General features: G+C 42.6%; 16 protein-coding genes, 1 tRNA gene and 1 pseudogene. 8 read left to right on the top strand and 10 right to left on the bottom strand.

What is annotated here, in order from left to right:
- Positions 1–58 precede the first annotated feature (58 nt).
- The 3 genes from ABIB39_RS22265 to ABIB39_RS22275 all read right to left on the bottom strand — a co-directional run bounded on the left by ABIB39_RS22265 (position 59) and on the right by ABIB39_RS22275 (position 2,967).
- Positions 59–886, bottom strand: a complete 828-nt coding sequence (locus ABIB39_RS22265) for a hypothetical protein (RefSeq protein ID WP_354432403.1) — start codon at positions 884–886, stop codon at positions 59–61.
- Positions 887–1,429: 543 nt separating this feature from the next.
- The gene (locus tag ABIB39_RS22270; RefSeq protein ID WP_354432404.1) at positions 1,430–2,380 is read right to left on the bottom strand and encodes a helix-turn-helix transcriptional regulator; all 951 of its coding nucleotides are present in this window, start codon (positions 2,378–2,380) and stop codon (positions 1,430–1,432) included.
- Positions 2,381–2,388: 8 nt separating this feature from the next.
- Positions 2,389–2,967 (bottom strand): GNAT family N-acetyltransferase, encoded by a 579-nt coding sequence (locus ABIB39_RS22275; RefSeq protein ID WP_354432405.1) that lies wholly within the window; start codon positions 2,965–2,967, stop codon positions 2,389–2,391.
- 192 nt (positions 2,968–3,159) lie between these two features.
- Between ABIB39_RS22275 and ABIB39_RS22280 the strand changes: the two are divergent.
- A pseudogene (locus ABIB39_RS22280) lies at positions 3,160–3,291 on the top strand (winged helix-turn-helix transcriptional regulator); the annotation flags it as partial.
- A 162-nt stretch (positions 3,292–3,453) separates the two neighbouring features.
- Here the strand turns inward: ABIB39_RS22280 and ABIB39_RS22285 are convergent.
- Positions 3,454–4,428 carry an alpha/beta fold hydrolase gene (locus ABIB39_RS22285; RefSeq protein ID WP_354432406.1) on the bottom strand — a complete coding sequence of 325 codons (975 nt, stop codon included), beginning with the start codon at positions 4,426–4,428 and terminating at the stop codon, positions 3,454–3,456.
- A gap of 85 nt (positions 4,429–4,513) precedes the next feature.
- Positions 4,514–5,275, bottom strand: coding sequence for an alpha/beta hydrolase (locus tag ABIB39_RS22290; protein WP_354432407.1), 762 nt, complete (start codon positions 5,273–5,275; stop codon positions 4,514–4,516).
- Positions 5,276–5,854: 579 nt separating this feature from the next.
- Between ABIB39_RS22290 and ABIB39_RS22295 the strand changes: the two genes are divergently transcribed.
- From ABIB39_RS22295 to ABIB39_RS22310, 4 genes are all read left to right on the top strand, one after another.
- Positions 5,855–6,874 carry a sensor histidine kinase gene (locus ABIB39_RS22295; RefSeq protein WP_354432408.1) on the top strand — a complete coding sequence of 340 codons (1,020 nt, stop codon included), beginning with the start codon at positions 5,855–5,857 and terminating at the stop codon, positions 6,872–6,874.
- Positions 6,855–7,616 carry a LytR/AlgR family response regulator transcription factor gene (locus tag ABIB39_RS22300; RefSeq protein WP_354432410.1) on the top strand — a complete coding sequence of 254 codons (762 nt, stop codon included), beginning with the start codon at positions 6,855–6,857 and terminating at the stop codon, positions 7,614–7,616. Before ABIB39_RS22295 ends, ABIB39_RS22300 begins: the two co-directional genes overlap by 20 nt.
- 195 nt (positions 7,617–7,811) lie before the next feature.
- Entirely contained in the window at positions 7,812–8,369 is a 558-nt protein-coding gene (locus ABIB39_RS22305) for a cupin domain-containing protein (protein ID WP_354432411.1), read from the top strand.
- Positions 8,370–8,750: 381 nt separating this feature from the next.
- Entirely contained in the window at positions 8,751–9,545 is a 795-nt protein-coding gene (locus ABIB39_RS22310) for a DUF1223 domain-containing protein (protein WP_354432412.1), read from the top strand.
- A 50-nt stretch (positions 9,546–9,595) separates the two neighbouring features.
- Here ABIB39_RS22310 and ABIB39_RS22315 read toward each other — a convergent pair whose 3' ends face one another.
- Positions 9,596–10,186, bottom strand: a complete 591-nt coding sequence (locus tag ABIB39_RS22315) for a TetR/AcrR family transcriptional regulator (RefSeq protein ID WP_354432413.1) — start codon at positions 10,184–10,186, stop codon at positions 9,596–9,598.
- Positions 10,187–10,310: 124 nt separating this feature from the next.
- Here ABIB39_RS22315 and ABIB39_RS22320 point away from each other — a divergent pair, with 124 nt between their 5' ends.
- Entirely contained in the window at positions 10,311–10,997 is a 687-nt protein-coding gene (locus ABIB39_RS22320) for a metal-dependent hydrolase (RefSeq protein WP_354432414.1), read from the top strand.
- Positions 10,998–11,068: 71 nt separating this feature from the next.
- Here the strand turns inward: ABIB39_RS22320 and ABIB39_RS22325 are convergent, their stop codons facing one another.
- The 4 genes from ABIB39_RS22325 to ABIB39_RS22340 all read right to left on the bottom strand — a co-directional run bounded on the left by ABIB39_RS22325 (position 11,069) and on the right by ABIB39_RS22340 (position 13,739).
- The gene (locus ABIB39_RS22325) at positions 11,069–11,518 is read right to left on the bottom strand and encodes an organic hydroperoxide resistance protein (protein WP_354432415.1); all 450 of its coding nucleotides are present in this window, start codon (positions 11,516–11,518) and stop codon (positions 11,069–11,071) included.
- A 444-nt stretch (positions 11,519–11,962) separates the two neighbouring features.
- Positions 11,963–12,109: a hypothetical protein gene (locus ABIB39_RS22330; RefSeq protein WP_354432416.1), complete on the bottom strand. Its 147-nt coding sequence runs from the start codon at positions 12,107–12,109 to the stop codon at positions 11,963–11,965.
- Positions 12,110–12,181: 72 nt separating this feature from the next.
- Positions 12,182–13,483: a tyrosine-type recombinase/integrase gene (locus tag ABIB39_RS22335; protein WP_354432417.1), complete on the bottom strand. Its 1,302-nt coding sequence runs from the start codon at positions 13,481–13,483 to the stop codon at positions 12,182–12,184.
- 182 nt (positions 13,484–13,665) lie between these two features.
- A tRNA-Ile gene (locus ABIB39_RS22340) sits at positions 13,666–13,739 on the bottom strand.
- A 248-nt stretch (positions 13,740–13,987) separates the two neighbouring features.
- Between ABIB39_RS22340 and ABIB39_RS22345 the strand changes: the two genes are divergently transcribed.
- A complete protein-coding gene (locus tag ABIB39_RS22345) occupies positions 13,988–14,620 on the top strand; it encodes an HAD family hydrolase (protein ID WP_354432418.1) in 633 nt (210 codons plus the stop codon).
- A gap of 19 nt (positions 14,621–14,639) precedes the next feature.
- The gene (locus tag ABIB39_RS22350; RefSeq protein WP_354432419.1) at positions 14,640–15,116 is read left to right on the top strand and encodes a DinB family protein; all 477 of its coding nucleotides are present in this window, start codon (positions 14,640–14,642) and stop codon (positions 15,114–15,116) included.
- The last annotated feature ends 123 nt before the right edge of the window (positions 15,117–15,239 follow it).

Here is a 15,239-nt window from a genome sequence, read left to right on the forward strand (position 1 = left end):
AGTTTCCAACATCCCCACAGTTACAACAACAATAATTATATTTTTGAATTAAATAAGTCTATAAAATACCAGTCCGAACTAAGGGAGGGTTACAAATGGGCGGTACGCCCGGAAGCATATTGGTTTTTATAGGGCGCGGAAAAGCCTTCAACTTATCCTGTTCGGTAATAAGCAGGGCGAGCTGTTCATGCAATCCTGGGATATTGTTGAGCGCATCCCTGTACTTACTGATACAGTAATAATAAAACTCCGGCAGATTGAAGCCGTTCAGTATGAGTAAGGCCCTGATCGATTGGGTACTGGGGTTGTCGGCACTGGTTACAACGTTCATCAGATGACGGCAGTAATCCGCAATCAAAATGTTGATCTCCTTTCTATATACTAAATGGAAAATTCCTTTTTGCAGGCTAGTCTTTAGATTTTCATCCACAACCATTTGGTGTAGCTGGAGTGAAAATATTCTGTATTGTTCTTTCAAACCCATCATCAGCTCTGGCAGGCTGTAACGGGTAACGGGAATTTTCCGGTGAATCTTCGGAGCCAATCTAGCCATATCTTCCAAATGTGTTTCTATGCAATTGAGCGTATCAATGTAAATAGATTTGATTTGGGCGGCTGACTTACCCTGATTCCAGGCGGGCGCAAGGCGATTCAGATAATAATGGATTGTATCACTGGTGGATACCAATTGTTGCAAACTGTTAACGACATCTTTTTTAGAAAGGATGAGCTGTTTGAACACCATCTTTCTGAAAGTTTTAATTTCTGATGCAAATTCTCCTTGCAGGGACAGAACGTCAGCTTCGGTTAGCGATGAATTGGACAGTTTTTGGGGATGGATGTTATCCTCCACCCAATTCAGTATTGGTACGGATCCGTTATTCATAGGTCAATGATTTTCGTAGATGATTGCTTAACAAAAATTTGCTAACAAAAATCGATACTCTGCTCAGCCTATAAAATACGTTAAAAGGAGATTTGACTAAGTAAATCGACTTATTTGTGTGGTTATGATCTACATAATGAGATTATTAACATTACTGATAAGTAACGGTCCTAACTCAGTCCGCTATCAGTTATAAGCCTTGTTAACTCTGGCAGCTTAACCTGATGGAAAAAAAAAGAAGGTTATAAATAATGTAATAAATATAATCAATAATGATACATCTATCAGTTTTTGACATCCATTGCCTTATGCAGTAACAGCCAGTTTTTAAAATTTTCCGCATTTTCGGATTTTGGCTCGAAAGAGATGAGAATATCATTGCGGAGTAACATCATAAAATGGTTATTTGGTTTTGAAAATAGCTTTAATATATTCCCTTTATGAGAAAAGCCAGGAAAATATTCAGAATTATTCGTGTTAATCATAAGTTTTTGAAAGATAAATTCTAATTGCAGGATTTCCTCATAACTATTCTGCAAATCATTAAAGGTTTTTAAAGTAATTAGGAGTATGTATCCCACTTTCGAGCTTTCGAAGTAATCCCAAGCGACTATGAGTATTTGTTTTAGTCATCATATTCTGGAGGTGAGTAGTTACCGTCCGTTCCGCGATATGTAGGCGGGTCGCTATTTCTCCCGTGTAGTAGCCTTCATGGAGTAGTCTGACGACCTCGGTTTCCCTAGAGGTCAGCCCAAAATGGAGACAGCTTTCTTCAAATATTTCCGGTCTAATTCCTTTGACGGAAATCTCCCTAAGTTGACTAATAGCATTTCTGTCCTCTCTGATCGACTTAAGGATAAACATGCCGGTGACCCAAAGAAAGCCAAGGTTAGTAAATAGAACTTCAGTCAATTGGCTGAAGCCGAAATAAGCGATAGCAGTCAATAACGCCCATGGTACGACGGCAGCGTATACGGCAATCTCTTCTACGTAATGTTTTTTCCTTCTGTTTTCCTTATAGGCTGCCCTGATGGCTCGTAAGATCGCCCAAAGCAAAACAATTGAATAGAAAAATGGCACTATAATGCCCCAATGAATGCTAAAACTCAAGTCCTGGTTAATTGAATATGAAATGACAAAAAACAGAATATAGGGGGACAATAGGAACATCGGCACACCATAAAGCGCATGGAAACGAAGCAACTTCAGGTTAAACGCCTTATAAAAATAAAAAGGGAAATACGATGCCATCAGGAAACCGCTGCCATAGGCAATGATATTCTGCACATATATTGGGATCGGGTAATCAGGGTCAGGAAGTAATCCACCGGTTACGTTGTACAGGATCAACAGAAATAAAAGGACTAGGTACCAGAAGCGGAGCTTGTTGTCCGGTCTATTTAGATAACCCGGAATCAGAAAAATGAACATCAGTACTTCCAGCATCGAAAAAATAAATGTCACTAAATGCATCTCTGTTCCAAACACCAGCATAACTTCTATTATTTAGATGGATCACGTCTTAAAAAATAAAGTGTATATGTCAGAGTAAGTTCATCATAGATACGAAAACCAAACTGCTTATACCATGGCAGGTTCTGCAAAGTGGAGGTTTCTAAAAAAATTGGGATGACCTTTTGATCTGCATCTGCGATTACCTCCTTTAGCAAGCTACTGCCGATGCCCGAATGCTGGTATATCGGGTTGACACCGATAAACCAGAGGTAGGCCATGGCTGCTTTGGGCTGTTTGGCTTTGATCGACGTCTCCCGTTTCAAGGCTTTACGTATACCGCCAAGGCCGATGGCGCTGAAGATCAGCTTTAGATCAAGGCACACCGATTTTAGCGTTGTTCTCTTTTGCTGGGGATACAGGATCAGCGCGCAGGCTTTCTTGTCATCTGACAGCCAAACTGCACCGAACACCGAACACATCTCGATGGAGTAGTCCATTAGCGCACGGATACGTTCTTTTCTTTCGCTGTCCTGTTTAACAATGTAGTTTACGCTTTGGTTGTCCTCAAAAGAACTGATAAGAATTTCAACTACATGTGGTTTTTGATTTCTATCGACCTTAATCATAGGGTAATGATTTTGAAGTATTAGTTAAGCGGATATTTATATATTATTCCACTGGAAATTCCAACCATTATCTAGCACACTAGAAACCATGAAACAAGGTGTCTGATATTCGGAAGTAACCGGTTCAGAGATGTCCAGCGAAACGTGCCAAGAATTTTGACCAAAATACTTTCGAAATAGCTCAAAGACCTAGAAATCAATAAACTTGTCATGAGAAAGGTTTATGATGGCTATCCTGTAATGGTAGAATGTACTGTAGCCCCGTATTGCAAAACTCTAAAACCGTTGATTGATGAAATGGTCAAATGGGGACACCAGCATTGAATAAAAATCTCTAAGTACCTAAATTAAAAGAGCAGAGGTTTGCTTGTGAATCCTTGCTCAGACTTAACTGGTGGAGGCAGACATGAGTTTTTAAAAACCTGCCCGTCATTTGCTTGCACGTCTGTTTTTCATTGCCGGGCGCCAGAGAATTTTAACACTTTATCAATATTGATCAACTTCTATAATAGCAGCGGCGAAGGCTTGCGGCGCTTCTTGCGGCAGGTTATGGCCGATACTACCGGGCAAGGTGCGGTGCATATATTTACCCTTGAACTTATTACGGTAGGCGGAGGGCTCGGGATGCGGCGCACCATTGGCCTCGCCCTCTAGCGTGATTGCTGGTACGTAGACTGCAGGGCTTGTTGCAAGCTTCGTTTCCACTTCATCATACTGCGGCTCACCGGCTGCCAGGCCTAAACGCCAGCGATAATTATGGATAACGATGCTGACATGATCGGGGTTATTCAATGAAGCCATACTGCGCTCAAACGTTGCATCATCAAAGTTCCATTTTGGTGAAGCGGTTTCCCAGATCAATTTGGCAAAATCACGGCGATAGGTTTCGTACCCTATTTTGCCACGCTCGGTGGCAAAATAATACTGGTACCACCAGGCATGTTCGGCTTTCGGCAGCAGCGGGTGCTTGCCTGCTTCGACGCTGCCGATGAGGTAACCGCTGACGGATACCAACCCCTTACATCTCTCCGGCCATAATGCCGCAACGATACAGGCCGTGCGTGCGCCCCAGTCAAACCCGGCAAAGATCGCCTGTTTGATTTTCAAGGCGTCCATCAGGTTGATCATATCGGCTGCAACTACCGATTGCTGCCCGTTACGCGGCGTACTATCCGAAAGAAAACGGGTGGTGCCATGACCACGCAGATGCGGGATAATTACACGGTAGCCTTGGGCCGCCAGCAAAGGCGCGACCTCCACAAAACTATGTATATCGTAGGGCCAGCCATGCAACAGGAATACCACTTTGCCATCGGCAGGGCCGGTTTCGGCATAACCGATATTCATGGCTCCTGTGTTGATCTGTTTGATGTTATTAAAGGTTGTGATATTCCTACCTTTTGTTCTATTTTTTTTTGACAGCTTTTCCGTTAATGCTGCGGCGTCAGCAGATCCGAGCATCACTAGTGGCCCGGCGACAATGGCGATGGCTGCCGCGCTTAAAAAGTTGCGGCGGTCAAATTTGAGTTGTTCAGACATGACTTATTTATTTTATTGAATTTGTGGCATCTTCGATCACAGCCATAATTTCTTTCTGGTGAGAGAACATCGCCACGTGACCCGATTCAATTTCAGTAGTTTTAGCCTTCATCCGTTTGGCCATAAAACGTTGCAGGTCGGGATGAAGTGCTAAATCATTTTTGGTCAGGATGAACCAGCTTGGCTTTTGCTTCCAGGCAGGCGCGCCGCTTTTATCACCGAAAGTTGATTGTTTGATCGGCACTTGGGTTGCGTAGATCAGGTTTTGATATTTTGCGCTCAGGTCTTTGGCAAAAGCTTTCTGAATTCCCTCATTGGAAAGGTAGAGGTATTCGCCTGATTTCACAAAGTAGTTGCCTAATTTAGTAGCAGGGGCATTTGCTGATAAGGTCTGTACATTTTCACCGGCATCGGGTGCAAAGGCGGCTATATAGACCAGTCCGGCTACCTTGGGGTCATTGCCGGCCTGAGTAATGACAAAACCGCCCCAGGAATGACCCACCAATATTACTTTGCCCGGCGCCTGCTCTATCGCTCTTTTGGTCGCGGCAACATCATCGTCTAAGGATGTGATCGGGTTTTGTACGGATGTGACATTGTATCCCTTATTCTGTAAAGCGGTGATCTGATCGATAAAGCTGGAGCCATCGGCCCAAACACCGTGAACAAAGATAATAGTCGGCTTTTGCGTTGCTGTTCCCTGCGCCCGGCCGGTAAGGGTACCTAAAAGTACCAATAGGCATACGAATAAAATTTTGATGGTTTTCATTTTTGATGAATTTATGGTTATGAATAATTATTGTTTTTTTCTTTTGATAATACTGATCATTCCGCAATCCTGCGGGTTAGTTTAAAACAATGCGCTGCTGACGAGTAACATTTAAAACAGGGGGATTAAAACTGTCATAATTTATTCGGGCGGTGCTGGTTTGGATTGTTCATTTCACGCTGATTTATTATTCAAAACTATGACGAATACGCTTCGCACGTTAGTTAAAACTGTGCCGGTTAGACATTATCTGGTCTGAAATAGGCATATTCCGGGATGAAATCATTTGGAGGGAAATAATAAAGAAGCCGGATCATAGGACCCGGCTTTTACAGCGATTTTACTAACGTAACATTTCAGTTCAAAGAAAACTCTGTTTACTTACTATGGTAAAATGCCCACTGCACTCTGTACAAATGACAAACGATACCGTCCATTCTTTTTTTCAAAGGGGTGGATATGGGGATTGTCTGGCTCAACCCGCTTAATGTCCATTTGGGCTACAATTAGCTATTTGTTTTAATTCACTTACCTTAGCTTTATGCCTATAGTGTTTAGTGCTGATTTATTTGATGATCAATGAAAAAAACAACTTTTAGCATATCTCCCGGTATCATCTGGATCAGCTCCATTTTCTTGGGCCTGTTATCCTCCGTGCCCCAGATCGCCGAACTTCAATTTAATATAAAGGAAGCTGTCGTTAACTCGGGGATAACTTTCCTGTTCGCGATTTTCATGTGGTACTTCAATATCTTTATGCTGTCGCGCGGTGCCCCCAACAAAAAACAGCAGGGATTATCCTATTCCCGACTCATTAGTAGCCTGGTGTTTGGTATCGCAGTGATGCTGGCGCTGGCCTGGGTGCAGCAGCTGATCCTTTCGCAGATCAATTTCGGGCCGGTGATGCTGATGGTGGAAGTCCGTGGTATCCTGATCAACCTCGTATTTTATATGTTCGTGAACCTGCTTTACCAGAATTATGAGAACCAGCATGTTAACATTGAACTGGAAAAGATAAAAAGCGATAACCTCGGTGCCCAGTACGATCTTTTAAAGCAACAGATCAACCCGCACTTTCTATTCAATAGCTTGAACACCTTAAAGGCGATGGTAGAAACGAAGGATAAGAACTCGGTAGATTTCATTATCAAACTGTCCAATTTTTATCGCTTTACCCTGGAAAGTCGTAAGCTGGACCTTATTCATGTAGCCGACGAAATAGAAATCCTTCAGGCCTTTTTGTTTTTGCTGAAAGCCCGGTTTGAGGACGGATTTACCTTTAGGAGCCGATTGGAAGAAAAGTATTTGGCTACGCTGATCCCGCCCTTTACCTTACAGCTGTTAATCGAAAACTGCATTAAGCATAACGTAGTATCTTTGGACAAGCCGCTATACATCGAACTGTATATCGAAGATGAGATGATCGTTGTCGAAAACAAGTTGCAGCCGAAGATCGGCGAAGATTCGTCCCTAGGCGTAGGCCTCAAAAATATCAGTCTGCGTTACAGCCACTTGTTAAATAGAGAAATTGAGATCATCAAAACCGATAAAGTATTTAGAATTAAACTCCCGCTAATCCATGAACATTATCATCATTGAAGACGAAATAAAGGCCGCTAAATCATTGGAAAATATCATTTTGACACTTCGGCCCGGTAACAAAGTACTGGGCAGGCTTCAAAGCGTAGAAAGCTCGGTGGCTTACCTGACCGAAAATTCGCAGCCCGATCTGATCTTTATGGATATCCAGTTGGCCGATGGTTTGTGCTTCGAAATCTTTAAGGTGGTAAATATTTCTTGCCCCATTATTTTCTGTACCGCCTTTGACGAATATTCCCTTGACGCTTTTAAAGCCAATGGTGTAGATTATATACTGAAACCGTTTGAAAAGGAAGACATCGCCACGGGGCTCAAAAAAGTAGACGATCTGAAGAACTTCTTTCAGCAAAAAATCGTGCCTGATCTGGGAGACCTGCTGGCCAGGGTAGGCGCACCTGCCGGTAAGAAGAATTTTCTGGTGATGAAAAACAACAAGTACACCAATATCGCCACGGATACCATCGCCTTTTTTTACATCCGGAACGAAATGACCTCTATCATGTGCTTTGACCAAGAAGAATACATCCTGTCCCAATCGCTTGACCAGGTGACCGCTCTTGTTTCCCCTCAAAAGTTCTTCCGGGTGAATCGCCAGTACCTGGTTAATTTCAGTGCCATTAAGGAAGTGGAACATTATTTTTTGAGGAAGCTGTTTATCAAGCTGCTGGTACCTACGCCAGATAAGCTGTTGATTAATAAGGAAAAACAACATGTTTTTTTAAATTGGATGGAAAATCGTTAAGCGTACCCGCTAAAAGAAATGATCAAAGATCTCAGTGAATGCCGGGATCTTTTTTTGTTTACGTGCCGCTACCCCGCTGGATTTCTGGTTGTATAAATGCCCGGTTCGCGAACCCATATGTCTAGTTCGACTATTAACCGATTGCCGCTGGGCACAATTAGGGGTAATTTAGCTGAATATTAAAACAAAAAGACAATGAAAAAATATGCACAAAAGATCACAGGCACACTTTTAACCGGTGCCATCCTGTTCTTAACCACAGTTGGTTTCGCGCAAACCACCCCGGCTGTCGGTAACCAGGTAGCCGATGGCATACGCCCTCTCCATGTGGAGATTCCGGAAGCGGCTCTAACCAATTTAGCTATGATCGTACGCTTAACTCCAAATGAGGCAACAGCACAACAATCGGGTATCATGCGCACGGAGCTTCAAAGACATGATTTAAGTGCTGCAGGATATGAGGCTGTCCAGGTACGCGTTGATTTCGAGCCTGGAACTGCTTTCGGATTGCACACCCATCCGGGGGAGGAGATCATTAATGTTTTGGAAGGTTCACTGGAATATGTCATAGAGGGAGAAAAGCCCGTTGTACTTAAAGCAGGTGAAGTGCTTTTTATCCCCGCCGGAAAGTATCACTCCGCAAAAAATGTGGGTAAAGTAAAAGCCTCGGAACTTGCAACATATATTGTGCAAAAAGGGAAGCCGATCTTATTACTAAAAGTTGAAACTCCATCATCAAAAGCAAAAAATTAGATATCGTTTAAACGCTGCTAAAATTTTCGATATTCTCGGATCCCAAATTTCTGTATATATTCTGATAACAGTCAACAGAAATTTTATAAAGTATAAGATAGGTACTTACCTCTTTTCACATCTTACTGGGAAAAAGATCTAGGCCTTCAAATGATAGGTATCAGGCACCAAAAACCTGGGCCGAAAAAGCTTACCATAACCTAATCTATTCCACGAAGCCACTACTGGCGGCCACTTTGCCCAATGGGAGCAACCGCAGTTATTTGCCGACGATTTTCGCGCAGCGTTTAAATCATTGCGCTGAGAACTAAGTTGTTTCGATAAAAGCCGTCCAATTCATTACTGTGGGCGGCTTTTGATTTTACATTGAAAAATAAGCATATGAAACCTTTCAAATTAATCTTCGTTTGTGCCGGGGTCGGCCTGATGCTTTTTATTGTAGCGTTCGTCAATCGTCCGGCAGCTACTATAAAAAAAAACCATGGAGTAGCAGGGGCGAGGGGCTTTGCCTTACTGGAACTGTTTACCTCCGAAGGTTGTTCAAGCTGTACCGCGGCAGATGACTTGCTAGCCCAAATTCAAAAGGAATCCCCAAATGAACCCGTATATGTGCTAGCTTACCATGTTGACTACTGGGACCGCTTGGGTTGGAAGGATACGTTCAGTGATTCTGATTTTACCAAAAGGCAGTACGCTTACAGTAACTGGCTCGGCGCCCAGGTCTATACCCCACAGGTCGTTATCAATGGCAAAACGGAATGTGTAGGCTCTGATGAAGCTGTATTACGCAAGCGGATCAATTATGAACTGGCATTAGCGCCCGTAGAGGTGATCGATCTGAAGGCCTCCCTAAAAAATGGTTCCCTTTCAGTAAGTTACCAGATTACTGGAAAGCCGGGTGATGTGCAGTTACAGATTGCTATCGTGCAAAAAAATGCCATCAGCAAAGTGGCCCGCGGTGAGAACAGCGGCAGGACTTTATCTCATGCTCAGATCGTAAGAAAAATTTACCCGGTGAGCCTCAAAGAACGTCTTAGCGGAACCGCGGTGCTGAAAGCGCCACAGCGGTTTAATGCACAAGATTGGGAAGTGATCGGATTTCTGCAAAACACCAAAATGGGTAAGATTATAGCTGCCGCTAAAGCGGGTTTAAGTAATGCCGCGACAACGTTATAAGTCAGTTTATTTGTATTTACACCGGTGCTGAATACGGCTTACCGGTGTAATTATAAGAATTGCGCTTCGACTTCCCGTTTAATGATATTGATCAATATTTTCATGGACGAGGAATCCTGGTGAACCCTCGACATCAGTACACCGCCCTCCAGCATCGCGAAAATTTTTATCGCGTACTCGTCAGCGTCCCATTCTTTTCGAAATTCACCATCAGTTATCCCTTTTTTAATAATCACTGCGATATTCCATTTGGCTTCGTTCATGGCAACATGTACCTTCTCCCGGATCACTGGGTTGGTATCATCGACTTCCATCCCGAAATTGAGCATGGGACAGCCTCCTTTTATCGGGTGGTTAACCGGATCATGCAGGAAGTCCAGGAAAGCAAATAGCTTATTTTTAGCGGTGCGATGCTGATCCGTAGCAGTGGCAGCCTTTACAAAAAATTGATTCAAGTTAAAATCTACCACGCTGTAGGCCAATTCTTCTTTGCTGGTAAAGTGCGTATACAGGCTACCTTTACCCATATTTGTTGCCCCCATAATATCACTTATGGCCGTAGAAGCAACCCCCTTTATGTTAAATACCGGTGCAGTCTGCTCGATGATAAACTGCCGGGTTCTTTCCGCCTTCGTATTCATGAAGACAAATATACGAACAATCGTTCATTTATTTTTAATTTCATTATAAAACGAACAATTGTTCGTTTATATTTGTGGCGTTACTCTGTCACATATTTTAAACATTTTAAACTCATTTGAAATTATGAAAATTACCTATTACGGCCATTCCTGCTTTTCGGTATTAGCGGGCGGTAAGCACCTACTATTTGATCCCTTTATCTTGGGCAATGAACTGGCTAAAGATGTTGATATCGAAGCGATCAAAGCAGACTATATCTTTGTTTCACATGGACATTTCGACCATATTCTCGACGTGGTGGCCATAGCCGCCCGTACCGGTGCAAAGGTGATCGGAAGCTGGGAACTGTACAACTACTTTAACCAACAGGGGGTAAAAGAGGTATTGCCGCTGAACCCTGGCGGTAAGGTGGCGTTCGATTTTGGGCTCGTTAAAGCGGTACCCGCGCAACATTCCAGCAGCTTTGCGGACGGCAGTTACGCAGGTGTAGCCAGCGGGTTTGTGGTGACTACAGAAGAAGGGAATTTCTATTACAGTGGCGATACGGCCCTTACGTTGGATATGACATTAATCAAAAATTACGCGGACATCGACTTTGCGGTGTTCCCAATCGGTGATATGCTCACCATGGGTATTGAAGACGCGATCCAGGCAGCAGAATTTGTCGGAACAACCAAAGTCATCGGGGTGCATTATGATACTTTCGGGTTTATTAAAATTGATAAAGAAGCGGCAGTTCGCAGGTTTTATGCTTCGTCCCTGACGCTGCATTTACCGAAAATTGGTGAAACGATCAACATTGAAAAATAGATCTCAAAACTCTTCAAATAAGAACGGCAGAACGGTTAAACGCTCTGCCGCCCTTATATGTTGTAATCTCATTAAACCAGGTTGATAACCACATTGATGTTGCCCTTGGTGGCTTTGGAATACGGACAGGTTTCGTGCGCAGCTTCAATCAGCGATTTTGCGCTTTCAGGATCAATACCCGGCAGACGTACATTCAAACGGGCCTGTAGAAAATATGCGCCGTCTGTATTGGCCAGGTCAATCTGTGTATCTACTACAAGGTCTTTGGGCAATCTGATCTTAGATTTTCCCGCAGCTATTCCCATTGCACCAATAAAACAGGCAGACCAGCCAGCTGCCATCAATTGCTCCGGATTAGTACCCGTACCTGATGACCCGGGAACAGATAATTGAATGTCTAAACGACCATCATTGCTTTTTGCCGCGCCCTCACGACCTCCTGTGATATGTACGTCACTGGTATATAATACTGTTTCTACGTTATCGATTACTTGTGAATCAATAATATTAAAAGCTTCCATTTATAAAGAATTTATGTTTAAGATTTTTGTTGCCCAAAGATATTCTAAACCTGTCCGGATAATTAGCGTAAAAATACTGAGTTAGACAAATTGAGTCTCCAGATAGACAATGGTAACCTTTAATGTATAACTTCTTATATATTCTTTTAACAATTTCTTAACTATAGTCAAATAAGCTCAACTCACAACCCTATATCAGTAGTATATTATTATAAAGATTTAAACTGTTAGTATGTAGCTTGATACGCACCAATTAAAAAGTCAGGCCGATGGCATCAATCTGGTCTAGATTCATTTGAACGCCGACCTAAATGCCGGGATAAGCGGCGTTTATATAACAGCTTTTTTGGCGAAGCTTATATAATGAAATTATATAGGCGAATCCTTCATAGACGGTAGTATTGAAGAACTAACCTTTACAGGAATCTGGCTAAAGAAACATAACTATTTTCTACCAATTCGATAAAGAAACAACATCCATACACCAAATCCTACAATGAAAGCGGGTAACGGATTTTTCATAGTCGTACCGGCCAAAAAAGCTCCGGTGGCAATAATGCAGGTCAAGAAAAATAAAATCAGATTTTTCATGATACTCAAATTTAAGATTTTCAATCAATTAATAAACCTGCATGGTCCAGCTAAACCATGCAGGTGTTAATTTTAAGCAGCATTGTTTAGTGATGCTTCTTTTTTCTGTTTTGCAGATATTTTTACATCTAACCTTCTTAGCAGGGTTATGACTTTTATTTGCACGTCATCAACTATGCTCCAATCTTTTTCAATATAAATGTCCGTTGTGCGGTGTTCATCGTCTACATGGTTGAGCGCTAATGCAACATCATCCTTACTTATACGGCACGCATTCCGTGCCACAGTGGCAAATGTGTGTCTGGCCCAGTAAATTGTAGCTCCAGGAATACCTGTAAGTTTTCGCAGCTGCTTCATTCCCTGGCTTAAAGCTGTATCCAAGACACCGTATGTTGAATAACGTATAGATAGCTTTTCAATATATTTTTCTAATAATGGCTTGGCTTCTTCGATAACCTTTATACTTATGAATGCATTGTCCTTCCTTCTGCTTTGTGTTTTGGCCCGGTTATAATCAATTCGCCCATTCCTAATATCTTTTCTAGTTAAATGAAAGAAGTCTACCGCATTCATCCCGCATAAATAGAAAGAAAGCATGTAAATCTCTTTCGCCAATTCTGCCCGGCTACCTGCTTTGGTTACGCAATCCCTAATTGCTCTAACTTCTTCTATGCTATTGTTTCTTTTCTTTGTAAGTGGAGCGGAACCTACCTTATACTTTTTAAACGGGTAATGCTTGATCCGGTAGATGCCCAGGTCTTCGTTATTATACATATTGCAGGCGGCGTTGAACAGGGTACGTAGGTCTCGCATGTGGTTATGGAGTCCACTGTCGGATAGACCATCAGTTGTCTTCTCTTTCGTCTGACCACACTCGGTAACAATACGGGTCATTGTACGCTTGCCTCTTAAAAATCTTTCATAGGAAACCAGCATATTTGAATTGATCTCAGTAATAGATACAGAGTCTCGTTTGAAATAATCGATCAGACTGTTCCGTACAGTACGATGAGTACCAGCAGTTCCGATACGGTTTTCCTTTTTCATCTGCTCAATGTGTATCTGACAGAACTTGATAAAATCTACATCAGCATCTTTGTCCCGGAGATAATCCCTTAAAGATTCTGCATTAAAGAAGTTGAGCTTTTCGCTAAGTTCACTGATAACTTTGCGGTAGCCTTTCAGCTGATCATCGATCAGATCATTTACAAAATTGTCTTTGATCTTTAATTTTCCCGTTAATTGTTTCTTGACTACATAGTGATTGGTGTCAATAAACTTTCTTTGGTCTTTGTGATGGACACAGATTTTTACGTTGTAGGTGCCATCTGCTTTCTTGTGGTGTTCATAAACTTTTGCGCTTACGGTTGCCATAATTTTCTTTTTTAGCACGCAAAATTTCCGTTACGTATTTGTTACGGTTTTGCGTAAAGTTTAACAAAAAATTATGTAAAACCTGCTTTAAAGGAGCTTCTTTAAAGCAGAATTGCTGACGGTAATCAGCATCAGAAAACAAAAAAACCGCCTCCAAATTTCTTTGTAAGACGGTTTTATAGTGGGCCCAGCTGGGCTCGAACCAGCGACCAAGAGATTATGAGTCTCCTACTCTAACCAACTGAGCTATAGGCCCTTACGCATTTTTTTTGCTGTCTGCGTGAGACAAATTTAGACAATTTTTTATGCTTTTAACATTTTTTTCTTTCTTCGGAAATCCCCCAAAGGTTTCCAAAATGTTAAGCTTAAAAAGCTTGTTTTCAATTCTTTAGCTCAATGATTATGAGTCTTCTACTCTAACCAACTGAGCTATAGGCGCAGAAAATATTACTATTTTCGAGGCCGCAATATTACGTATTTACGGGCAATTAACAAAAGCCAAAAATGAAAAATATTAAAAACATCATATTCGATTACGGTAACGTCATCTTCAGTATCGACTTTCGCCGGGCACAGCACGCGTTTAAGCAATTGGGTATCAGCAACCCCGAGGAGTTTTTTGGCCACCGCCAGCAGGACCCGATCTTTGATAAATTTGACCGCGGCGAGGTTAGTGCCGATGAATTCAGGGCCTACGTAAAGCAAAAAATTGGCAATCCCGTAGTCACCGATCAGCAAATTACCGACGCCTGGAACAGTCTTTTGCTCGGCATAGCCCCCGGCAATCATGATCTGCTGCTGAAATTCAAGGCTAAATACCGCACATTTTTACTGAGCAATATCAACGATATCCATTACACCTACATCATGCAATATCTGAAAAGCGATTTTGGGTTCGATGATAACGAGCACCTGTTCGAGCGCACCTACTACTCGCACCTGGTAGGTAAGCGCAAACCGCAGATAGATTTTTTTGAGCAGGTACTGGCCGAAAATAATTTAAAGCCCGAAGAAACCCTGTTTATAGATGATAGTCCTCAGCATTTAGAGGCGGCCAAAACCATTGGCATCCAAACATTTTTAATGACGGCGCCCGATACGCTTGCCGCTTTTGCAGCGCGCGAACATTTGGTTTGATTATTGCCTGATACCGTTCATGTACACAGCCCTCCTTCATCAATATCAGTTAGTTATCTACTCGCGCGAAGCAGTGTTCCAATACTTGGAAACCCTTAAGGCCGAAGATCTGCTTAGACCCGTAACCTCGTTCAATAATGAAAGTATCGGCAGCCTTTTTATCCATAGCGCAGATACCTATACGTCATGGCTGGTAAACTATGCAAGGCAGGAAAAACGGCCGCTTGCTACCGGAGATAATTATAAGGACATGAACGCGATCCGCGCAACGTTTGAACAGGTAAACCTGATCGTAAACGATTTTTTGCACCACTTTACCGACAGGCTGGATAAACCCATGACCCTCACCAAAAAGGAAGGCATGGAGTTAACCACATCGCCACTGCAACTATTTACCCACGTTACCACGCACGAGTTTCACCACAAAGGCCAACTCATGAATATGAGCCGCCAACTGGGCTATATCCCGGTAGATACGGACGTGATAAGGTCTTAAAACAATTAGGGCGTTCCCTGCGGTCGGGCTTTTTGCTCATACTGCAAAGGCATTAGTCACGGGCCGGTATCCGCGTCAATCCTTAACGCAAACACTTCTAAATCCCTCACCTGGAGCGGTGGA

Source organism: Mucilaginibacter sp. UYP27 (genome assembly GCF_040547175.1).
Lineage (GTDB): Bacteria > Bacteroidota > Bacteroidia > Sphingobacteriales > Sphingobacteriaceae > Mucilaginibacter.